Genomic DNA, 20,838 nt, shown 5'->3' on the forward strand with positions numbered 1-20,838 from the left:
GCCTACCCGGCCGGTCACCAGGCGAAACGCGTTTGCCTGGGCCGGACCGGGGCATGCACGGCCGCATGTACACGGTTGCGCAGCTCATTGGTGGGGTGTGGGGCGCCGGGGGTGACGGCGGCGAGTTTGTCGTCCACGATCCGGCCGATGGAACGCCTGTCACCCGGGCGCCGGTGGCCACCGCGGACGAGGTGGCAAAGGCGGTCGAGGCGGCCCGGGGCGCGGCGGCGGAGTGGGCGGCGACCGCACCGGCGGAGCGCGCCGCCGCGCTGCACCGGGCGGCGGACGCGGTCGAGGCGGCGGCCGACGAGCTGGCCGAGGCGACCACCGCGGAGATGGGCAAGCCGCTCGACGACGCGCGCGGTGGCGTGGCTGCGGGCATCGGCACGCTGCGACAGTACGCCGAGCTGGCCCCGCTGCGGGGCGGCCGGACGCTGCACGGCGGCCACGCCGCGCTCGACTTCATGGCGCCCGAACCGCGCGGGGTGGTCGCCGCGATCACTCCCTGGAACGACCCGGTGGCGGTCTCCTGCGGCCTGCTCGGCGCCGCGCTGGTGACCGGCAACGTGGTGCTGCACAAGCCGAGCGAACGCTCCCCGGCAACCGGTTGGCTGCTGGCCCGGGCGCTCGACTCGGCGTTGCCGGCCGGGGTGCTGTCGCTGCTCACCGGCGGTGGCGAGGTGGGCGCGGCGCTTGCCGGCCAGGAGGTGGACGTGGTGGCCCATGTGGGCTCGACCGCCACCGGCCGGTCGATCGCCGTGGCGGGCGCCCGCACCGGGGCCAAGGTGCTGCTGGAGAACGGCGGCAGCGACCCGCTCGTGGTGGACGCCGACGTCGACCCGGTCTGGGCGGCCGAGCAGGCGGCGATGGGCTGCTTCGCCAACGCCGGGCAGATCTGCGTCGCGGTGGAGCGGATCTACGTGCACCGGGACGTGGCCGAGGGCTTCGTCGACGCGCTCGTGGCCCGCGCCGAGGCGCTCACCGTCGGCGCCGGCCGTGACCCGGGCACCCAGCTCGGTCCCCTTGTCGACAGGCGGCACCGGGACCACGTCCACGGGCAGGTCACCGCCGCGGTGGCGCAGGGCGCACGGGTACGCGCCGGTGGCGCGCTGCCGGACGGGCCCGGCGCGTTCTACCCGGCCACCGTGGTGGAGCGCTGCCGCCACGAGATGACGCTGGTCCGGGCGGAGACGTTCGGCCCGGTCGCGCCGGTGGTGGTGGTCGACTCGTTCACCGAGGGGCTGCGCTGCGCGGCCGACTCCCCGTACGGGCTGGCCGCCACCGTGCTCACCGGTTCGATGAGCCACGCCCAGCGGGCCTGGCGGGAGCTGCCGGTGGGCACCGTCAAGGTCAACTCGGTGTTCGGCGGCGCGCCGGGCGGGGCCGCGCAGCCACGTCGGGGCAGCGGCCAGGGCTTCGGGTACGGCCCGGAACTGCTCGACGAGTTCAGCACCGTGAAGGCGGTGCACCTGGAGGCGCCGGGCGGCGGCCACTGGTGAGTCGTACCCGGCGAGCCCGGGACCACCGCGGTCCCGGGCCCGTGGTCGTACCGGTGCGGGTCAGCGCCCGCCGCGTGCCTTGCGGGTGGCGTTGTTGTTCGCCTTCTCGATCGCCTTCACCAGCTCCGGCTTGGTCATCCGGGAGCGTCCCCGCACGTCGAGTTTCCTCGCCACCTCCATGAGGTGGTCCTTGGTGGCGTTGGCGTCCACCCCGCCGGCCGTCGGGGCCCGCCGGGCCGGGCCGCCGCCGGCGGCCTGCTCGTCGCTCGGCCCCTTGCGGCCCTTGGCCTCCCAGTGGTCGCCCACCTTCTCGTACTCGTGCTTGACGGCGGCGAAGGCGACACGGTGCGCGCGCTCCCCCTCGCCGTACGTCTCGACCGCCGAGTCGTGCGTCTTCTCCCAGGTCCGCTGCGCCTTGGCCGGCGAGCGCTTCAACGTGCTGGGCAACACCTCGCGTCCGGGCATCTCGTCCACCTCCGTCTCGGTCGGGTGTCTGCTGTCGTTCCCGCCCGCTCCCGGCGCAAACCGGCTGACGGTTTGTCGATTTCCGCCGCGGGGTACCGCCCGGCCACGCCCCGGTGGCGCACCCGGCGCGTGGAGGAGGCGGTCATGACGGCGACGACACCAGCCGCGGTCGGCGGCCAGGCCCGGTCCCGCCTTCCCCGGCGGATGCGCCAACTCAACTGGCGCACCTGGCGGGGTGTGCTGGTGCGCAGCGGCAAGGGCTTCGTCAAGGACAACTGCGCGGACTGGGCCGCCGCGCTCACCTACTACGGGGTGCTGGCGCTCTTCCCGTCCACGATCGTGGTGGTCGCCCTGGTCGGTCTCGTCTCCGACGGCCCGCGCACGGTGGACACGGTGATCGATCTGGCCCGGGAGATCGGCGCCGGCTCGGTGGTCGGCAACGACGCGTTCGTCGGCGTGGTGCGCACCGTGGTCGAGCAGCAGGGCCCGGCGAAGGCGCTGCTGAGCTTCGGTCTGCTCGGCGCGCTCTGGTCGGCCTCCGGGTTCATCGGCGCGTTCACCCGGGCCTCCAACGCGATCTACGGGGTCGAGGAGGGCCGGCCGTTCTACCGTCTCCGCCCGCTGCAGATCGGCATGGCCGCGGTGACCCTGCTGCTGCTGGCGGTGGTCGCCACCGGGCTGATCGTCAGCGGCCCGGTCACCGACGCGGTGGGCGACCGGCTGCACGCCGGCGGCCTGGCCCGGACCGCCTGGTCGGTGACGAAGTGGCCGGTGCTCGCACTGGTCGCGATGACGTTGTTGTCGTTGCTGTTCTGGATCGCGCCGAACGTGCGGCAGCCCCGGTTCCGCTGGCTTACGCCCGGTGGCGCGCTGGCGCTTGTGGCCTGGGTGGCCGCGTCCTTCGGCTTCGGCCTCTACGTGGCCAACTTCGGCTCCTACGACGTGACCTACGGCAGTCTCGGCGCGGTGATCGCGTTCCTGGTATGGCTCTACCTGTCCAACTGCGCGCTGATGCTCGGCGTGCAGGTCAACGCGGAGTTGCAGCGGGGCCGGGCGATGCAGGCGGGCGTCGAGGAGCCGACCGAGCCGGTGCTGCCACCACGCGCCCCGGCCGACTCCTGAGCCGCCGTCCCGTTCCGGCCCGGATGACGGGCTCCGGCGGGCGGCCCCGGTTTACCTGCGGTCACCCGGGGCATCTGGAATGGCATGGAACGTGGCAGCAGCAAGCACTCGCCCAGGGTCGACGAGCAGATGAGCAGCGAGGTCAGCGGTCTGGTCCAGGGTCCGGGCGCGGGCGGCGCGCGGGTGGACGAGTTCCGCCAGCCCGAGCCGTCCGGCGAGGACCAGCCCGAGGCCACCACGGCTCCGGCCGGTGAGTTGCGCACCGGCTCCCCGCAGGGGATGAGCTCGGAGGACGTGGAGGCACGCAGCCGCCTGGGCCGGTTCATCGGCATGGCGGCGTTGCCCGGCGACCGCGACGCGCTTGTGGCGAACGCGCGGGAGAACGAGGCGCCGGCGGACATCGTCGCCGCCCTCGAGGGCCTGCCGGAGGGCACCCGTTACCAGACGGTTTCCGAGGTGTGGGCCGCACTCGGGCACCGGAACGAGACGACGCGCTGGTGAGCGGACCGGCCCACGGTTCGCGACACGACACCGGCGGAACAGGAGGAACCCCGACATGAGCGGCGTAATGGAACACGTAGATGTGGACGTCCCGATCCGGACCGCGTACGACCAGTGGACCCAGTTCGAGGAGTTTCCGCACTTCATGGAGGGGGTGCAGGAGGTTCGGCAGCTCTCCGAGAAGATGACCCACTGGACCGTGGAGATCGCCGGCGTGAAGCGTGAGTTCGACGCCGAGATCACCGAGCAGCTTCCCGACGAGCGGGTGGCCTGGACCTCCACCGGGGGCACCCAGCAGGCCGGCGTGGTGACCTTCCACCGCCTCGACGAGGGGCGCACCCGGGTCACCCTGCAACTGGAGTTCGAGCCGCACGGCGTGGTCGAGCAGGCCGGCGACAAGCTGGGCGTGGTCGACCGCCGGGCCAAGGGCGACCTGGAGCGGTTCAAGCAGTTCATCGAGCGGCGCGGTCAGGAGACCGGCGCCTGGCGCGGCTCGGTCGACCGGCCGACCCCCTGAGCCTCCCCATCCCGTACCGCACGCCGATGGCCGCCGGATCGCCGGCGGCCATCGGCGTGTCCGGGCGGCCGTTTGCGATCATCCGCGCCGGGTACCGCAGGGGAATGACCGACAACGACAGCCACGTGTGGCGCGACGAGGACCGCACTCCCCTGCACGAGCTGGACCAGGCGATCGCCAGGTCGACGCTTGACGGGCAGGCCGACGACGCGACAGGCAACGACGCCGGCGAGGAGGCCGCGTTCGGCCACGGCCCGGAGGCGGTGGACCGGGGTGCCGGCGCGGAGGCCGAACGGCGGGAGATGACCGACGCGGACCGGGCGTACCGGCCGTCGACCACCGGCCGGACCGGACCGGACACGCTCTGACCAGTCAGCTCCGGGCGCCGGACCGGCCCCGGAGCTGTTCCGGTCACGCTCGACCGAAACGACAAGAAGTACGGTACGGACGGTCGGGGAAACGGACAGCCCATCCAGAATCGGCCGAACGGCTGACGGCGCTCCCCTGGTCCCGCGTAAGAATTTCGGGATGGATCAGGGTTCCTCTTTCCTCTCCAACCGTCAGCGCCGCCTCGCCTGGCTGGGCTTCCTGCTCGCCGCCGTCCAGGCTCCGGTAGCGGCGAAGTTCAGCGACGACAGCTCCTGGCTGTTCAGCGTGGTGGTCGCGCTGATGGTGGCGACCGTGATCATCGCCGACGACGGCGCCCGTCGCCGTCCCGCCCAGGCCCGCTCCTCCGACTGATCGATCGTGCCGTTCCGCCCGCCGTGGGCGGCTCGGCCCCACCGTCGCAGGTCGCGAGGCCGGCCGGATGATCCCGGTATCGGCCGGTCGGCGGAGACCACCCCGGCCCACCCGGGACTACCCTCGGTTACCATGCGCGTGCCGAACAACCGGGTCGCCACCCCGTCCGCGGCGGTGGCCGCGAGGTCGACCCTCACCACGCTGACCACAGTCGTCGGCACCGCCGGCCTCGCCGCGGCCCGCGCCATTCCCGGGCTGCTCGCCGAGGTCGACCAGCACGCCGCCGGGGTCCGCGACAGCCTGCGCGGCGACCGCCGGCCGCTGACCGTGGCGGCGCTCGCCGGCTACGCCGAGGGGCTGCGGGACGCGGCCACCGAGCACGGCTGGACGCCGCCGGCCGAGCCGGTCGACTGGTCCGCGCCCGACTGGCTGCTCACCCGGCTGCTCGCGGTCTGCCTGCTGGCCCGCGCGCTGGACCCGCGCCAGCTCGCCTAGCCACACCGGCGCGGGGTGCCCGCGATCGCCCCGCGGACACCCCGTCACCCGTCCGTCGCCGTCAGCCGCCCGGCCGGCGGAACTGCTCTGTCTGGTCGCCCATCTCGCTGGAGCGGTAGGTGCCCGCCCCCGACATCGACTGCGGTCCGGCCGAGGTCGGCTGTCCGCCCCGGTCGGCCATCCGCCGCTCGTAGTCGCTGCGACCGACCTGCTGCCCCTGCCGCTGCTCCCGGAACGCCCGGGACTCCTCCGCGGCCCGGTCCAGCCAGCCGTCCCAGCGGTTCTGCATCGGCCGGATCAGGCCACCGCCGACACCGACGATCAGGATCCCGGCCACGGTGGCGAGGAACGCGATGAGCACCGGCGTGGTCACCGTGGTGGCGATGCCCACCTGGTTCAGCGCGGCGATGATGCCGAGCGCCAGGATGAAGACCGCCGCCACGTCGGCAAGCAACCGGCCGTACGAGAGCCCGCCGAGCGCACCGGAGACCAGGTCCCGGACGGCGTTGGCGATGGCCGCCGCGATCACCACGATGACGATCGCCACGAAGGCCCGTGGCAGCCAGGACACCACCCCGCGGATCAGGTCGCTGATCGCGTTGGGTCCCCACACCCCGAAGGCGAACTGCAGGGTGAACAGCAGGACCGCGTAGTAGGCCAACCTGGCCAGGATGTCGCTGGCGTCGTACTTGGTGCGTTCGAGGGCCCGTTTGATCCCGCCGCGTTCCACGGCGCGGTCGAACCCGACCCGTTCCAGTGCCGCGTCCACGATTTTGAGGACGGCTCGGGCGATGAGCCAACCCACCACGAGGATCGCGATGAACGCGATGGCCCTCGGTACGAAGAGCAGCACCGACCTCCAGAAGTCGGTCCAGGCCGCACTGATGTCGACCTGGCCGACCGCGAGGGTTTTCGGCATGATGTCCCTCCTGTCGCGTGAACTGCGCCGCCCGCATACCCGGTGCTCTCGGCAGCACGCCGGGCCGGACCGGGGCAATTTCCCGACAAGACCCACCGAACGGGCTCTGACCTGCCCTAACGTCCGCAGCTCCGGGGTCCGCAGCCCGTACCGGACGCATGATCGGAACCACTCCGCCACGCTCCGGTTAGGCTGCGGGCATGCCAGGCACCGTCGGTCGGATTCCCACGCCGTCCGCCCCCACTCCGGGGGCGAGCGCCCACCCGTGGGCGGGTACGCCGCTTGGCGTCCCGGAGAGCTGGGACCCGGCGGTCCGGGCCGTGGCGGACGTGGTGCTCTCCTCCCCCGTACCGATGGCCCTGCTCCTCGGCGACGACCTGGTCCTGCTCTACAACGACGGCTACGCCGAGTTGATCGGCGACCGGCACCCGGCCGCGCTGGGGCGACCGGCGGCGGAGGTGTTCGCCGAGGTGTGGCGGGAGCCCAACGCCGGCGAGGCGCTGGAGCGGGTATACCGGCACGGCGAGCCGTTCCTGGAACGGGAGGCGCTGCTGCCGGCGGACCGGCAGGGCGCCGTCCCGGGCGAGCCCGCGGTCTTCACCCGCGGCCACTCACCGGTCCGCGACTCCACCTCCCGCATCGTCGGCGTGCTCACCGTCTCGGCGCAGACCACCCAGCTGACCCGGCAGTTGCAGAGCCTGAGCGACTTCGCCGCGGCGCTCTCGGGCACGCTCACGCTCGACGACGTCGCCCGGGTGACGCTGCGTTACTGCCTGCACTCGTTCGACGCCGACCGGGTCTCCTTCGTGGTGGACGAGGGCGCCACGTGGCGGCTGGTCCGCCGGATCCGCGGGGAGCTGCTGGACGAGGCCGACGAGCGGCTGCCACCGCTGTGGCGCCGGATGAGCACCGACACGGCGATGCCGGCGGTGGTGACCGCGCGCAGCGGCGTACCCTCGTTCGTCGCCGACGGCCGGCCGCTGCGCGAGGTCGCGGTGGACCGGCACGACGAGAAGATCCGGGCGATCGCCGCGCTGCCGCTGCGCTCGACCGTGGTCCGGGGCGCCCTCACCGTGGGCTACCACACACCGCGCCCCTGGTCACCTGCGGAACGGGCGTTGCTCGCCGCGTCCGCGGAGCTGATCGGCCAGGCCGCCGAGCGGGCCCGCCGGTTCGAGACCCAGCACGGCACCGCCCAGTTGCTGCAACGCAGCATGCTGCCGGAGCAACTACCCGACCTGCCCCGGTTGCGCATCGCCGCCCGCTACGACCCGGGCGTCGACGGCAACGCCGCCGGCGGCGACTTCTACGACGCGTTCCTGCTGCCGACCGGCGCGCTCGGCGTGGTGCTCGGCGACGTGGCCGGCCACGACGTGCAGGCCGCCGCCCGGATGGGGCAGGTACGCGCGGCCCTGCGCGCGCTCGCCCTGTCCGACCCCCGGCCGGACGCGGTGCTCGGCGGCCTGGACCGGCTGGTGGCGAGCCTCGGCACCGAGGGCGGCACGCACGAGCTCTTCGTCACCGTGGTCTTCGGCGTGGTCGACGCCGACCGGGAGCTGGTCACGCTCGCCAGCGCCGGCCATCCCGCGCCGCTGATCCGGCGCGGCCGGTCCGACACCGGCCCGGCCGCGGAGTTCGTCGAGGTGCCGCCCGGCCCGCCACTGGGCCTCGGCGGACGGAGCCGGACGGTCACCGTGCCCTTCCGCCCCGGCGACACGCTGCTGCTCTACAGCGACGGCGTGGTCGAGCGGCGCTGGCAGGACCTGGCCGCCGGGCTCGCCGGGCTGGGCGCGGCGGTAAGCGCCGCGGGCGGCGGCGACCCCCGGGCGCTGTGCGCGGTGGCGACCGCCGCCGTGCCCGGCGCCACCGAGGATGACGTGGCGGTGCTGGCGGTGGAACACGCCGTGCGGCCCAGCCGGTCGGCGGGCATGGAGGTGCCGGCCGAGCCGACCGCGCCGAGCCGGGTCCGGCACTGGTTGACCGCCCAGCTCACCGAGTGGCAGGTGCCCGAGGCGGTGGTCGGCGCGGCGGTGCTCTGCACCAGCGAGTTGACCACGAACGCCCTGCTGCACGCCGGCACCGCCGCCCGGGTCGAGATCGACCTGAGCGCGGAGCGACTGCTGGTCTCGGTCGCCGATTCGGGCACCCGGGGGCAGGTCACCCGCGCCCAGACGGACACGCTGAGCAGTCGTGGCCGCGGGCTGGGCCTGATCGAGGAGCTGAGCGACGCCTGGGGCACCGACCCGACCGTACGCGGCTCGACTGTCTGGTTCGAGATTCTCATTCCGGCCGGGTGAGCGCGCGTCGGCCGCACCCGCTCCGGGTAGGAGGCAGCCATGGCCGACGACAACCGCCACGGCGTCCTCTTCGACGTCGACGGCACCCTGATCGACTCGACGTACCTGCACACCGTGAGCTGGTGGGAGGCGCTGCGCCAGGGCGAGCACCGGGTGCCGATGGCGCGGATCCACCGCTCCATCGGCATGGGGTCGGACAAGCTCCTCGACCATCTGCTCGGCGCCGAGCGGGACCGGGACGCCGACGGGCCCCTGCGCGACGCGCACGACGCGCTCTACGCGGAGTACTGGGAGCGGCTGGGGCCGCTGCCCGGGGCGCGGGAGCTGCTGCGTGCCTGCGCGGACCGGGGCCTGCGGGTGGTGCTGGCCACCTCGGCGGCCGAGCACGAGGCCGCCGTCCTGCGGGCGGCGCTCGGCGTCGACGACGTGATCGACACGGTCACGTCGCCGCCGGCAAGCTGGACATCCCCTGCATCGGGTTGACCTGCGGCGGCACCGGCCGGGCGGAGCTGGCGGGAGCGGGCGCGGTGGCGGTGTACGAGGACCCGGCCGAGCTGCTCGACGCCCTGCCGCAGAGTGCGATCGGTTCCCTCGGCTGAGCCGCCGGTCACCCGGCTGCGTCGAAAGGCTTAGCCGGCGCCGGTTCGGGGCACTGCTGGTCACCACTGCCCGGCGGCCGGGCGGTGGTGAAGGGTGGGATCGTGGAACCGGTCGATGTCGCGTTCGCTCTGCTGGGCGTGGGTGCGTTGCTGGCGGGCATCCTGCCCCGGGTGCTGGAGAAGCGGCCACTGTCGATGCCGATCGCGTTCCTCGGCCTGGGGATGCTCGTCTTCGCGCTGCCGACCGGGCTGCCGACGCCGGATCCGCTGCGCTCGCCGGAGCTGACCACCCACCTCACCGAGATCGGGGTGATCGTCGCCCTGATGGGCGCCGGCCTGAAGATCGACCGGCCGTTGAGCTGGGCTCGCTGGTCGTCGACCTGGCGGCTGCTGGCCATCGCCATGCCGCTGTGCATCGCCGCGGTGGCGCTGCTGGGTTGGTGGTGGGCCGGGCTGGTGCCGGCGGCGGCACTGCTGCTCGGCGCCGCGCTCGCCCCCACCGACCCGGTGCTCGCCTCCGACGTGCAGGTAGGTGAGCCGACCGACGTGGAGGACTCCGAGGACGAGGTGCGCTTCGCGTTGACCTCGGAGGCGGGCCTGAACGACGGACTGGCCTTCCCGTTCGTCTACGCCGCCATCGCGATCGCCAGCACCAGCCTCGCCCCGTCCGACTGGTTCGGCGAGTGGCTGGCCATCGACGTGGTCTACAAGCTCGCCGTCGGCGTGGGCGGCGGCCTGCTCGTCGGCTGGCTGCTCGGCAAGCTGTTCTTCCGGGCCCCGAGCGCGCTGCGGCTGGCCAGGCACTCCGAGGGCTTCCTCGCCCTGGCCGCGACGTTCCTCGCGTACGGGCTGGTGGAGGTGATCGGCGGGTACGGCTTCCTGGCCGTGTTCGTGGCCGCCCGGGCGATCCGGGCCGCCGAGCGCACCCACGAGTTCCACTCCGTGCTGCACGACTTCGCCGAGCAGGTGGAACGCCTGCTCACCGTGCTGTTGCTGCTGTTGTTCGGCGGCGCGGTGATCGGCGGCCTGCTCGCGCCGCTCACCTGGCCGGCGGCGCTCGTCGGCCTGGCCCTGGTGCTGGTGATCCGGCCGCTTGTCGGCTGGCTGTCGCTGCGGGGCGCGCCGGGCCGCGCGTCCGAGCACTGGGTGATCTCCCTGTTCGGCATCCGCGGCGTCGGCTCGTTCTACTACCTGGCGTACGCCACCACCAAGACGGAGTTCCCGCAGGCGGAGCTGCTGTGGGCCACCGTCGGCCTGGTGGTGGTGGTCTCGGTGGTGGCGCACGGGATCGCCGCGACCCCGATCATGCAGCTACTGGACCGGGCCGGTGACCGCACCCGGGACAGCGCGGAGGTGGATCGGGCCGAGCAGCCCGTGCCGGCCGGCTGAGCGCCCGCCGGGTCAGCCGGCCAACCTGGCGACGAGCGCGCGACCAAGGTCGTGACCGGAACGCCAGGCGCCCTGCACCCGGGGCCGGCCGAACGCGTCGCCGGCCAGTCCGATCCCGTCCTCGTCGAGGTGGAACGTGCCGCCCTCGCCGACCTTCGCCGGGCGGGCGTAGGTCCAGCGGTGCACGTGGGTCGACTCGGCCGGCTCGGGCAGCCCGAGCAGGTCCCGGACGGCATGCTCGATCTCCGGCCGGGCGGCGGTGGGCTGGAGCAGGTGCCCGGCGGCGAACTCCGGCGTGGTGTGCGCGACGAGCACCGGGGCGCCGTCCCCGCGCCGGTCGCCGTCGTCGCAGACGAGGCTCAGCACCGGGTGGTCGTTGACGAACGCGCCGCGGAAGTCGGGCCAGCGGCGGGACGGGAAGTGCAGCACCCCGGACAGCGTGGACGACCAGCGTTGCGCCGCCACCGCCCGGGTGGCGTCGGCAAGCACCGGGTCGAGCAGCAGGGCGGCCTGCGGGCCCGGCATGGCGAGCGCCACCGCCTCGGCCGCCCGCCCGTCCACCCGTGGCCCCGGCTCGACGGTCATGACCAGCCGGTTGTGGGTCACCGGAAGGCCGGTGGCCAGGTGCTCGACGAGCGAGCGCAGCCCGCGCGGGGCGGCCCAGCGCATCGGGCCGGTCACCTGCTCCCGCCCGCGCGGCCCGTACGCGACAAGGGTGTCGGTCCATTCCCGGACCAGACCGGCGGCGTGCCAGTCCGCCACCACGGCGGCGAAGTCCGGGTCGTTGACGGTGAAGTAGGCGGCGCCGAGGTCGGCGGGCCGGCCGTCGAAGCGCTTGCTCGCCATCCGCCCGCCGGTGACCCGGGCGCGTTCCCGCACCTCGACCGGGATCCCGGCCCGGGCCAGCTCGGTCGCGCACGCCACCCCGGCGATCCCCGCGCCGACCACCACCACACCCGCCCGGTCCGCCGTCATCGGTCGATCGTAGGCGGCGGCCGGCATGAACCCACCGGCACGGGGGTAGGGGTACACCTGTTCGAGGGAAGGGTGATCGACATGGCCGACCGCGCCAACGACAGCACCAACGTGAATCCGGACGCCGCCGTCAAGGATCCGGACGACTGGGTCACCGGGGACGAGCCGCCGACCGCGGCCCAGGAGTCCTACCTGCACACACTGGCCCAGGAGGCGGGCAAGACGGTGCCGGACGGGCTGACCAAGGCCGAGGCGTCCCGCCGGATCGACGAACTCCAGGCGGAGACCGGCCGGGGGCGCTGAGGTCGGGGCCCCTCAGGTCAACGCGGGGGCAGGCGGTGCAGCTCGACCCGGTCGAGTTGCCCCGCCGCCACCCGGGCGGTCAGGTACGTCGCGTACGGCTGGGCCCGCCGGTCGGTCGGCGAACCGGGGTTGAGCAGCCGCAGCCCGCCCGGCGCGACGCTGTCCCACGGAATGTGCGAGTGCCCGAAGACCAGCAGGTCGCAGTCGCCGTACGCGGCGGCGCAGCGTTCCTCGCGGCGGGTCTTCGGGCCGGTCTCGTGCACCACGGCGACCCGCAGCCCGGCCAGCTCGACCCGGGCCACCTCGGGCAGCCGGGCGCGCAGTGCCAGCCCGTCATTGTTGCCATGGACCCCGACGAGTCGGCGTGACCGGGCCGCAAGCGCGTCCAGCAGCGCCACGTCCACCCAGTCGCCGGCGTGCAGCACCACGTCGGCGGCCTCCACCGCCGCCCACAGCGCCTCCGGCAGATCCCGCGCCCGCTTGGGCACGTGCGTATCCGCCATGATCACCAACTCCACCGCCCCATCCTCCCACCCCACCCCGACCCGACCCGACCCGCCGATCATGAAGTTGGCGGCACTCAAGGAGATCCACTCCGCCGCCAACTTCATGATCGGCGCGGTAAGGGCACGGTGGGGGTGGGGTGCGAGAGGGGTGCGGTCAGGCGCCCTGGCCCTGGTTCTGCATCAGGCCGCCGTCCATGAAGTAGGTCGAGCCGGTCACGTAGTCGGCGTCGTCACTGGCCAGGAAGACGGCCAGCTTGGCGATCTCGGACGGCTCGGCGGCCCGCTTCCACGGGATGCTCTGCACCTGCTCGTGGAGGTACTTCGGGTCGTCGATCGCCTCCTGGTTGAACGGGGTGAGCACCATCCCGGGCCCGATGTTGTTCACGTTCATCCGCATCGGGGCGACCTCCAGGGCCAGGCTCTTGGCCAGTTCCAGCATGCCGCCCTTGCTGGAGTCGTAGTCCGCGCCGCCGGCCCGGGCCACCTCCTGGTGGATCGAGGTGATGTTGATGATCTTGCCGCCGCCACCGGCGTCCCGGCGGTGCCTGACGAACCGCCGGCAGCAGAAGAACATGCCGTAGAGGTTGGTGCGGATGCACCGGTCCCAGGTCTCGGTGTCCAGGTCGACGACCGGGATGCCGGAGGCGTCCACGCCGGCGTCGTTCATCAGCACGTCCAGCCGGTCGAACTCGGCAAGCGCCTCGTCGAACATCGCCTCGACCTGGTGCTCGACGCTGATGTCGCCCTGCACCACCACGGCCCGCCGGCCGGCTTTCTCGATCTCCGCCCGGGTGTGGTTCGCGCCGGCGTGGTCGTGCAGGTAGTGCACCACCACGTCGGCCCCCTCGCGGCCGAACTCGATCGCGGTGGCCTGCCCGATACCCGAGTCCGAGCCGGTGATCAGGGCGGTCTTCCCCGCCAGCCGTCCGGTCATCCGGTTGCTCCCTCCGTGCGGGCCGCGCCGGTCGGCACGGCCGGTCGGTCGTGCGCGAACCGTGCCGCCGCCTCGGTGATCCGGCCCGCGGCGTTGATCAGGCCGATGTGCGAGAACGCCTGGGGAAAGTTGCCCAGTTGCTCGCCGGTGGCCTGGTCGATCTGCTCGGCATAGAGGCCGAGGTCGTTGGTGCGGGAGGCGAGCTGCTCGAACAGCCGCCGGGCCCGATCCACCTCACCCGCCTCGGCCAGGCAACCGACAAGCCAGAACGAGCAGATCACGAAGCCGGCCGGGTCGCCGTCCCAGCGGCGCAGCAGCCCGTCGCGGGACAGCCGGCGCTCGATCACGTCCACCGTGGCGCGCATCCGCGGGTCGTCGGCGGGCAGGAAGCCGACAAGTGGCATGGCCAGCACCGAGGCGTCCAGGTCGTCGGAGTCGAACGCGCCGGTGTACGCGCCGACGCGCTCGTTCCAGCCCCGGGTGAGCACCGCCGCGCGGATCTCGTCGCGGGCCGCCGCCCAGCGGGCCACGTCGGCCGGCTCGCCGATCCGTGGACCGAAGCGGACCGCCCGGTCCAGCGCGGTCCAGCACTGCACCTTCGACGAGACGTAGTGCCGCTCGGCGTCGCGCGCCTCCCACATCCCGGAGTCGGGCCGGCGCCAGTCTCGCATCGCCTGGTCGGCGAGCGTACGCAGCAGGTGGCGCACGTCGGGCGACATCGGATCCAGGTAGTGCCGCATCAGCCACGCCGCGTCGAGCACCTCGCCCAGCACGTCGTTCTGCCGCTGCCGCCAGGCGTCGTTGCCGACAAGCACCGGCCGGCTGCCGTCGTAGCCGGCAAGGTGGTCGAGGTCGTGCTCGGTCAGGTCCCGCTCCCCCTCGACGCCGTACATGATCGGCGCGGGGGCGTCGCCGAGCCGCCCCATGGCCCGGGCCACCCAGGTGAACTGCCGGTCCGCCTCGTCGGGGCAGGCGGCCCGCCACAGCGCCTGGAGGGTGAGGCTGAAGTCGCGGAGCCATACGAAACGGTAGTCGTAGTTGCGGTCCCCGCCGGGCTCCTCCGGCAGCGCGGTGGTGGCCGCCGCGACCACCGCGCCGCTCGGCCCGTAGGTCATGCCCTGCACCACGAGCGCGCTACGCCGGACCAGGTCGCGGTATTCACCCCGGTATTCGTGCAGGTCCGCCCAGGAACGCCAGCCGGCGACCGTTCCGGTGACCACCTCGGCGGCCTCGGGCAGCGCCGGCGTCCCGCCCGCGTACGTCGGGGCGTACCCGAGGGTGAAGTGGTGGGCGCTGCCGGCGCGGGCGGTGAACCGCCCGACGGCGGCGCCGTCGGCGAACGTCAGGCCGACGCCGGCCCGCAGCTCCAGCCGGCACGCGCCGGCGGTGGCGACGATCACCCCGTCGCGTTCGGTGAGGTAGGCCCCGACCCGCCCGTACTCGAAGCGCGGCGCGAAGTCGACGCGCATCGGCACCTCGCCGTCGATCCCCTCGACCACCCGGGCGAACACCCGCGGCGACCGCAGCCCAATGTCGTGGCCGCGCGCGCCGGGCTCCAGCGCCAGGGCGTCGGTGACGGCCACCGTCCCGGTCGGCGTGGCGAAGACGGTACGCAGCACGAGCGCGTCGTCCAGATAGGACCGGGTGCTGGTGAACCCGCCCTCCGGGTGGATGGCCCAGTGCCCCGCGTCGTCGTCGAGCAGCCGCCCGAAGACCGACGGCCCGTCGAACCGCGCCGGGCACCACCAGTTCACCGAGCCGGCGGTGTCCACCAGGGCGGCGCTGCGCCCGTCGGCGAGGAAGCCGTGCTCACTGATCCGTCCGGTCCGCACGGTGGTGGCTACCCGAGCGGGCCACCGTCATGCCTGGCCGGATGCGTTCGGGTCGCCGCGTTACCGCTGGCCGGTGACGGGAACGCGGCGGGTTGACGAAGGAGGATGCTCATGACCAGACCCTCGACTCCGACCGCGGCCTGGCGTCCCGGAATGCCGGGCGGCGACAACCTCCCGTCCGGTCCGGGCGGTCGCCCGACACCGCCGAGCGGGGACGGACGCGGGCCGCAGGACGGCCCGCCGACCGTGACGCTCGGCTCGTATCCGGACTATCCGTCCGCCCAGCGCGTGGTGGACTATCTGGCCGACAACCGGTTCCCGGTGGAACGGACCGCGATCGTCGGCACCGACCTGACCCTTGTCGAAACCGTGATGGGACGGCTGACCACCGGCCGGGCCGCTCTTCTGGGCGCCGGCACGGGCGCCTGGTTCGGCTTGTTCATCGGGTTGCTCTTCGGCATCTTCACCGCGGGCAACTGGCTGGCGGTGATCCTGGTCGGCCTGGTGATCGGCGCGATCTGGGGCGCCGTGTTCGGCGCCGTCGCGCACGCCATGAGCGGCGGGCAGCGCGACTTCACCTCGGCCAGTTCCCTGCGGGCCGGCCAGTACGCGGTCACCGTGGACGCGGAGCTGGCGGAGCAGGCCCGGCAGGCGCTCGGCCGGATGCACCTGACGCCCACCGGCGCCACCGCCCGCTGAGGCGCGTACGTCACCACGAGGGAGGGTCCCGCCGGGGCCCTCCCTCGCCGCGTCAGTCGTGCCAGGCGCGCTCGCCGGCGCGCAGCGGCACGTCGACCCGGTTCTCCGGCGGGGCGAGCGGGCAGGCCCACCTGTCGTCGTACGCGCAGCTCGGGTTGTAGAGATAGTTGGCGTCCAGTCGCACCCGGTCGCCGGGCAGCACGGTCAGGCCCCGCCCGAACGTGCCCTTCACCGTGTCGGTGAGATAGCGCCCCCCGCCGTACGAGCCGTCGCCGCAGCTCGCGTCGCGCAGCGGCACGAACAGCCCACCCCCGTACGCGTCGATCCACCAGAGCGTGAGCGGCCCCCAGGGTGTGTCGGCGACCGCCACCCGGCGGTAGGCGACCACGCCGTCCGGGCCGCCGGTGTCGATGCTCAGCTCGCCCGATGCGGGCCGCAGCGGCGCCTCGACCACGGCGGCCGGGTCGGGCGGATACCAGCGCAGCCCGGTGAAGCCGGGCCGGTCGGCGGGCGGCACCGGGCTGCTCGGGTGGGTGCCGAAGAGTTCGTCCCGGGCGGCGCGGAACCCGCCCAGGTCGAGGTCGGACAGGTAGAGCCCGGCCACCCGCTCCCGCCAGTCGAGCACGTCGAGGTCATCCATCCCCCGACCCTAGCCGGGCCCTCGATTCAAATTTCAAACTATCTCCGCCACGCGCTCGTCCGCGTGAGCGCGGTCACCTGTCAGCACGTTGTTTAAATTTTAAACAGTGCTACTCTTCGGGGCATGACGGAGAGCCTGGACGCGGAGCGGAGGGCGTGCTGGCGCGCCTACATCGAGTCCAGCCAGCGGCTGTTCACCCACCTGGAGGACGACCTGCGCGCCGACAGCGAGCTGAGCTTCGCCGACTACCACGTGCTGGTGCTGCTCTCCGAGGCGCCCGGGCAACGGCTGCGCATGGGCGAGCTGGCCGACCGGCTGGTGTTCTCGCCGAGCCGGCTGACCTACCAGGTCACCACCATGCAGAAGCGCGGCCTGGTGGCCAGGGAGTCCTGCCCGGCCGACCGGCGCGGCAGCGAGGCCGTGCTCACCGCGGCCGGCCTGCTGACCCTGCGCGAGGCCGCGCCGCACCACCTGCGCTCCGTGCGCGCCCACCTGATGGACGACCTCGACGACGCCGAGGTCGCCTGCCTCACCCGGGTCTTCGAGCGGCTCGGCCGGCGCCTGCGCGCCGACCGCACCGCGTCGTCCACCCCGGCCGACAACTAGGGAGCCCCGCGATGCCCGCGATCACCGTCGACGACGTTCTCATCCTGCCGCGCCTGCCGAAGCTGGCCGAGACCACCACCTACCGCCCGGTCCGCCGGGTCACCACCGCGCCGAGCGGATACGAGGGCGAGGGCTTCCCGGTCCGCCGGGCCTTCGCCGGGGTCTCCATGACCGACCTCGACCCGTTCATCCACCTCGACCAGATGGGCGAGGTCGACTACGCGCCGGGCGAGCCGAAGGGCACCTCGTGGCACCCGCACCGGGGCTTCGAGACGGTGACCTACATGATCGACGGAATCATGGACCACCAGGACTCCACGGGTGGCGGCGGCACCATCACCGACGGCGACACCCAGTGGATGACCGCCGGCAGCGGCCTGCTGCACATCGAGGCCCCGCCGGAGCACCTGGTGACCAGCGGCGGCCTGTTCCACGGCCTCCAGCTCTGGGTCAACCTGCCCCGGGTGGCCAAGATGAGCCCACCGCGTTACCAGGACATCCGCGGCCGGGAGTCGGCGCTGCTGACCACCCCGGACGGGGGCGGCCTAATCCGGGTGATCGCCGGTGAGATCGCCGGGCACCGGGGCCCGGGCTCCACCCACACCCCGATCACCATCGCGCACGTCACGCTCCAGCCCGGCGCCGAGCTGAGCCTGCCCTGGCGGGCCGACTTCAACGCGCTCGTCTACGCGCTGGCCGGCCGGGGCACGGTGGGCACCGACCGGCAGCCGATCCGCGTCGGCCAACTCGCCGTGCACGGGTCGGGCGACGCGCTGCGGATCACCGCCGACCGGACGCAGGACGGCAACACCCCGGCGCTGGAGCTCTACCTGATGGGTGGGCAGCCGATCCGCGAGCCGGTGGCGCACTACGGCCCGTTCGTGATGAACACCCGGGCCGAGCTGATCCAGGCGGTCGAGGACTTCCAGGCCGGCCGGCTCGGGGTGGTCCCGACCGGGCCGGTGCCGCACAGCGACGGCCAGGGCGACCGACCCTGACCTGGTGCGGGCGCTCGGGCGCTCCGGTTCGCCGGGGCGCCCGGGCGGCGGCTCAGGAGACGGCGAAGATCCCGGCCACCCCGAGGATCACCATCAACAGGACCGCCACCAGCGCACCCCGCTCCCCCTCCACCGCCTGGTCGCGGTCGGTCACGGTGTTCGTCGTCTCGGCGGGCATGTCGGTGCCTCCTCGGCTTCGCGATCCAGGGGTCCGGCGCACCCCTGGCGTACGCATCGCCGCCGACCTGCTGCTTCGACGTGCGGGGCGGTGCCGGGGGTCCTACCGTGGTGAGGACGTCGTCGACCTCGGGAGGCTGGAACGTGACCCTGCGGGACTGGTTCCTCACCGCACAGGAACGCGCCAACCCGGGGTCTGAGTTACCCGTCTGGACCGATGGAAACCTCGCCGAGCCGCTCATTCACGGTGCCGCGTACTTTGACCGGCTGGTCAGCGAGGTGGAGGCGCTGCGCGCCGGTGACCACCTGTTCTTCACCGACTGGCGGGGCGACCCGGACGAGCGGATGCGCCCGGACGGGCCGACCGTGGTGCAGATGTTCGCCCAGGCCGCTCAGCGCGGGGTGGTCGTCAAGGGGTTGATCTGGCGCTCCCACCTCGACACCCTCTCCTACAGCGAGGCGGAGAACCGCGACCTCAGCGAGACCGTCCGCGCGGCCGGCGGTGAGGTGCTGCTCGACCAGCGGGTCCGGCGTGGCGGCTCGCACCACCAGAAGCTCGTGGTGCTGCGCCACCCCGACGACCCGAGCCGTGACGTCGCGTTCGCCGGCGGCATCGACCTGTGCCACAGCCGCCGCGACGACGCCACGCACGCCGGCGACCCGCAGGCGGTCGGCATGTCCCCCCGGTACGGCCCGAACCCGCCCTGGCACGACGTGCAGCTCGCGCTGCGCGGCCCGGTGGTCGGCGCGCTCGACAGCACGTTCCGCGAGCGGTGGACCGACCCGATGCCGCTGGACTCGGAGAACCCGCTCGCCTACCTGCGGGACCGGCTGCGCGGCACCGACCTCACCCCGGACCCGCTGCCCGACCAGCCGGCCGACCCGCCCCCGTGCGGCCCGCACCACATCCAGGTGCTGCGCACCTACCCGGCGGTACGCCCGCGCTACTCCTTCGCCCCGGACGGCGAACGCACCGTGGCCCGCGGCTACACCAAGGCGGTACGCCGGGCCCGCCGGCTGATCTACCTGGAGGACCAGTACCTCTGGTCCACCGAGGTGGCCGAACTGTTCGCCCAGGCGCTGCGCGAGCACCCGGAACTGCACCTGGTGGCGGTCGTGCCCCGCCACCCGGACGTGGACGGCCGGCTGGCGCTGCCACCGAACATGGTGGGCCGGGAGCAGGCGCTCTCGCTGTGCCACCGGGCCGCGCCGGAACGGGTGCACGTCTTCGACGTGGAGAACCACGAGGGCACCCCGGTCTACGTGCACGCCAAGGTCTGCGTGGTGGACGACGTCTGGGTCAGCGTGGGCAGCGACAACTTCAACCGCCGGTCCTGGACCCACGACAGCGAGCTGTCCTGCGCCGTGCTCGACGACACCCGCGACGAACGGGCGCCCACCGACCCGGCCGGGCTTGGCGACGGGGCCCGCGTCTTCGCCCGGGACCTGCGGCTGCGGCTGTGGCGCGAGCACCTGGACCGCGATCCCGACGGGGCGCAGGACGACGACCTGCTGGACCCGGCGGACGCGGTGGCGACGATCACCGCGGCGGCGGAGGCGCTCGATCGCTGGCACGCCGACGGGCGGGTCGGCCCCCGCCCGCCGGGCCGGTTGCGCCCGCACCGCGCCGAACGGCTGCCCTGGCGTACGCGGGTCTGGGCGCTGCCGGCGTACCGGCTGGTCTACGACCCGGACGGCAGGCCGCTGCGGGCTCGACGCGCCGGCACCTGGTGAACCGGCGCCGCCTCGTCCCGCAGGCCCGGGCAGGCCGGGTAGGCGAAGGACACCCGGGGCGAGTAGAACCCCCAGCAGACGTGCAGCGGGTTGGCCGGGCGTAGCGCGTGGACCGGGTGTTCGGGGGCGAGGAACTCCACCGACTCGACCTCGAACGGCGACACCGGCTCGGCCACGTACGGATAGTCGGTGACGTGCAGTTCGCCGTCGCGGCGGGTGAGGTAGCGGTGGTGGCCGCTGTGCGCCTCGGTGCCGGTGTGCCCGACCGCGGCGACGACCCGGATCAGCGGCCGGCCGTCGGCCCACGTCTCGGCGGTGAGTCGCCCGCCCCGCAGCTCGATCTGGGTCACTCCCTCCGCCGCCGGTGCGCCACGCGCGACGGCGTACTGCCGCACCCGGCTGCTCGAGGCGAGATAGTGCGTCCACCAACCACCCGGGGTCGCCCCGTCCGGCGGCTCCATGCCCGACAGGGAGACGCCGAGGTAGGTGAGCGAGTAGGCGCCGAAGCCGGAGGTCTGCGTCCCGTCGTCGACGACGTACTGGCTGAGGAAGACCTGCCGCTCCGGGTGCGGCCGGAGGCCGGCCGGGACCAGCGCCTCGGCCGCGCCGGGATCGGCCGGAAGCCAGCTGAACAGCAGCGTCCGGGCGTTGATGACGAGTTGCGGCGCGGCGGGATCGAGCACGGTGCCTCCGTAGACGTGTTCCCTACGGACGCTACGGGCGGTCCCGTTGGCGGGACAACGACGGAAAGTCGACAGTGTGCTCCGACTGTCGGGTTCTTCCTTGACCGATCAGTCGACGACCCTGGTCGACTATGCCCCGATCCGGACCCTTCCTACCCATCTGCGCCATAAGTACATCGTACTTTCGGCTGGATTTCTGTTAGCCGA

At 73.5% G+C, this 20,838-nt stretch carries 24 protein-coding genes; 15 read left to right on the top strand and 9 right to left on the bottom strand.

All coding sequences use genetic code 11. From position 1 onward, the window contains the following. Positions 1-65 precede the first annotated feature (65 nt). Positions 66-1,499 (top strand): aldehyde dehydrogenase family protein, encoded by a 1,434-nt coding sequence (locus SM450_RS17490; protein ID WP_474620793.1) that lies wholly within the window; start codon positions 66-68, stop codon positions 1,497-1,499. 60 nt (positions 1,500-1,559) lie between these two features. Here the strand turns inward: SM450_RS17490 and SM450_RS17495 are convergent, their stop codons facing one another. Then, on the bottom strand, positions 1,560-1,964 hold the full coding sequence (locus tag SM450_RS17495; RefSeq protein WP_474620794.1) for a ChaB family protein: 405 nt from the start codon (positions 1,962-1,964) through the stop codon (positions 1,560-1,562). 144 nt (positions 1,965-2,108) lie between these two features. Between SM450_RS17495 and SM450_RS17500 the strand changes: the two genes are divergently transcribed. The 6 genes from SM450_RS17500 (at position 2,109) to SM450_RS17525 (ending at position 5,340) form a co-directional block, all read left to right on the top strand. After that, positions 2,109-3,086: a YihY/virulence factor BrkB family protein gene (locus SM450_RS17500; RefSeq protein ID WP_474620795.1), complete on the top strand. Its 978-nt coding sequence runs from the start codon at positions 2,109-2,111 to the stop codon at positions 3,084-3,086. Positions 3,087-3,170: 84 nt separating this feature from the next. Further along, a complete protein-coding gene (locus tag SM450_RS17505; RefSeq protein ID WP_474620796.1) occupies positions 3,171-3,587 on the top strand; it encodes a DUF2795 domain-containing protein in 417 nt (138 codons plus the stop codon). Positions 3,588-3,642: 55 nt separating this feature from the next. Then, positions 3,643-4,104, top strand: a complete 462-nt coding sequence (locus tag SM450_RS17510; protein WP_474620797.1) for an SRPBCC family protein — start codon at positions 3,643-3,645, stop codon at positions 4,102-4,104. 104 nt (positions 4,105-4,208) lie between these two features. After that, positions 4,209-4,472 (top strand): hypothetical protein, encoded by a 264-nt coding sequence (locus SM450_RS17515; RefSeq protein ID WP_474620798.1) that lies wholly within the window; start codon positions 4,209-4,211, stop codon positions 4,470-4,472. Between the two features lie 160 nt (positions 4,473-4,632). Continuing rightward, positions 4,633-4,845 carry a hypothetical protein gene (locus tag SM450_RS17520; RefSeq protein WP_474620799.1) on the top strand — a complete coding sequence of 71 codons (213 nt, stop codon included), beginning with the start codon at positions 4,633-4,635 and terminating at the stop codon, positions 4,843-4,845. Between the two features lie 132 nt (positions 4,846-4,977). Continuing rightward, positions 4,978-5,340 (top strand): DUF6401 family natural product biosynthesis protein, encoded by a 363-nt coding sequence (locus tag SM450_RS17525; protein ID WP_474620800.1) that lies wholly within the window; start codon positions 4,978-4,980, stop codon positions 5,338-5,340. Between the two features lie 61 nt (positions 5,341-5,401). On the opposite strand, the gene SM450_RS17530 is transcribed toward SM450_RS17525, so the two are convergent. Next, a complete protein-coding gene (locus tag SM450_RS17530) occupies positions 5,402-6,259 on the bottom strand; it encodes a membrane protein (RefSeq protein WP_474620801.1) in 858 nt (285 codons plus the stop codon). Between the two features lie 200 nt (positions 6,260-6,459). Here SM450_RS17530 and SM450_RS17535 point away from each other — a divergent pair, with 200 nt between their 5' ends. From SM450_RS17535 to SM450_RS17545, 3 genes are all read left to right on the top strand, one after another. Continuing rightward, a complete protein-coding gene (locus SM450_RS17535; protein WP_474620802.1) occupies positions 6,460-8,556 on the top strand; it encodes an ATP-binding SpoIIE family protein phosphatase in 2,097 nt (698 codons plus the stop codon). 39 nt (positions 8,557-8,595) lie between these two features. Next, the gene (locus SM450_RS17540; protein ID WP_474620803.1) at positions 8,596-9,039 is read left to right on the top strand and encodes an HAD family hydrolase; all 444 of its coding nucleotides are present in this window, start codon (positions 8,596-8,598) and stop codon (positions 9,037-9,039) included. A gap of 218 nt (positions 9,040-9,257) precedes the next feature. After that, the gene (locus tag SM450_RS17545) at positions 9,258-10,544 is read left to right on the top strand and encodes a cation:proton antiporter (RefSeq protein WP_474620804.1); all 1,287 of its coding nucleotides are present in this window, start codon (positions 9,258-9,260) and stop codon (positions 10,542-10,544) included. Between the two features lie 12 nt (positions 10,545-10,556). Here the strand turns inward: SM450_RS17545 and SM450_RS17550 are convergent, their stop codons facing one another. Further along, positions 10,557-11,519, bottom strand: coding sequence for an NAD(P)/FAD-dependent oxidoreductase (locus SM450_RS17550; RefSeq protein ID WP_474620805.1), 963 nt, complete (start codon positions 11,517-11,519; stop codon positions 10,557-10,559). An 81-nt stretch (positions 11,520-11,600) separates the two neighbouring features. On the opposite strand from SM450_RS17550, the gene SM450_RS17555 reads away from it, so the two are divergent. Beyond that, the gene (locus SM450_RS17555) at positions 11,601-11,822 is read left to right on the top strand and encodes a DUF3072 domain-containing protein (protein WP_474620806.1); all 222 of its coding nucleotides are present in this window, start codon (positions 11,601-11,603) and stop codon (positions 11,820-11,822) included. 17 nt (positions 11,823-11,839) lie between these two features. On the opposite strand, the gene SM450_RS17560 is transcribed toward SM450_RS17555, so the two are convergent. The 3 genes from SM450_RS17560 to SM450_RS17570 all read right to left on the bottom strand — a co-directional run bounded on the left by SM450_RS17560 (position 11,840) and on the right by SM450_RS17570 (position 15,094). Beyond that, positions 11,840-12,340 carry a metallophosphoesterase family protein gene (locus SM450_RS17560; protein WP_474620975.1) on the bottom strand — a complete coding sequence of 167 codons (501 nt, stop codon included), beginning with the start codon at positions 12,338-12,340 and terminating at the stop codon, positions 11,840-11,842. Positions 12,341-12,482: 142 nt separating this feature from the next. Next, the gene (locus SM450_RS17565; protein WP_474620807.1) at positions 12,483-13,262 is read right to left on the bottom strand and encodes an SDR family oxidoreductase; all 780 of its coding nucleotides are present in this window, start codon (positions 13,260-13,262) and stop codon (positions 12,483-12,485) included. After that, entirely contained in the window at positions 13,259-15,094 is a 1,836-nt protein-coding gene (locus tag SM450_RS17570) for a glycoside hydrolase family 15 protein (protein ID WP_474620808.1), read from the bottom strand. The genes SM450_RS17565 and SM450_RS17570 overlap by 4 nt, the downstream gene beginning before the upstream one ends. Before the next feature lie 111 nt (positions 15,095-15,205). Here SM450_RS17570 and SM450_RS17575 point away from each other — a divergent pair, with 111 nt between their 5' ends. Then, on the top strand, positions 15,206-15,793 hold the full coding sequence (locus tag SM450_RS17575) for a YflT domain-containing protein (protein ID WP_474620809.1): 588 nt from the start codon (positions 15,206-15,208) through the stop codon (positions 15,791-15,793). A gap of 52 nt (positions 15,794-15,845) precedes the next feature. On the opposite strand, the gene SM450_RS17580 is transcribed toward SM450_RS17575, so the two are convergent. Further along, a complete protein-coding gene (locus SM450_RS17580; protein ID WP_474620810.1) occupies positions 15,846-16,433 on the bottom strand; it encodes a DUF1684 domain-containing protein in 588 nt (195 codons plus the stop codon). A 123-nt stretch (positions 16,434-16,556) separates the two neighbouring features. Between SM450_RS17580 and SM450_RS17585 the strand changes: the two genes are divergently transcribed. Next, complete coding sequence (locus SM450_RS17585) at positions 16,557-17,039, top strand: MarR family winged helix-turn-helix transcriptional regulator (RefSeq protein ID WP_474620811.1); 483 nt, start codon at positions 16,557-16,559, stop codon at positions 17,037-17,039. 11 nt (positions 17,040-17,050) lie between these two features. Next, the gene (locus SM450_RS17590; RefSeq protein ID WP_474620812.1) at positions 17,051-18,037 is read left to right on the top strand and encodes a pirin family protein; all 987 of its coding nucleotides are present in this window, start codon (positions 17,051-17,053) and stop codon (positions 18,035-18,037) included. A gap of 52 nt (positions 18,038-18,089) precedes the next feature. On the opposite strand, the gene SM450_RS17595 is transcribed toward SM450_RS17590, so the two are convergent. Further along, the gene (locus tag SM450_RS17595) at positions 18,090-18,215 is read right to left on the bottom strand and encodes a hypothetical protein (protein WP_013285371.1); all 126 of its coding nucleotides are present in this window, start codon (positions 18,213-18,215) and stop codon (positions 18,090-18,092) included. 143 nt (positions 18,216-18,358) lie between these two features. Here SM450_RS17595 and SM450_RS17600 point away from each other — a divergent pair, with 143 nt between their 5' ends. Further along, a complete protein-coding gene (locus SM450_RS17600; protein ID WP_474620813.1) occupies positions 18,359-19,948 on the top strand; it encodes a phospholipase D family protein in 1,590 nt (529 codons plus the stop codon). On the opposite strand, the gene SM450_RS17605 is transcribed toward SM450_RS17600, so the two are convergent. After that, the gene (locus tag SM450_RS17605) at positions 19,897-20,631 is read right to left on the bottom strand and encodes a hypothetical protein (RefSeq protein WP_474620814.1); all 735 of its coding nucleotides are present in this window, start codon (positions 20,629-20,631) and stop codon (positions 19,897-19,899) included. The genes SM450_RS17600 and SM450_RS17605 overlap by 52 nt on opposite strands. Between the last annotated feature and the right edge of the window lie 207 nt (positions 20,632-20,838).

This window comes from Micromonospora marincola (assembly GCF_056150385.1).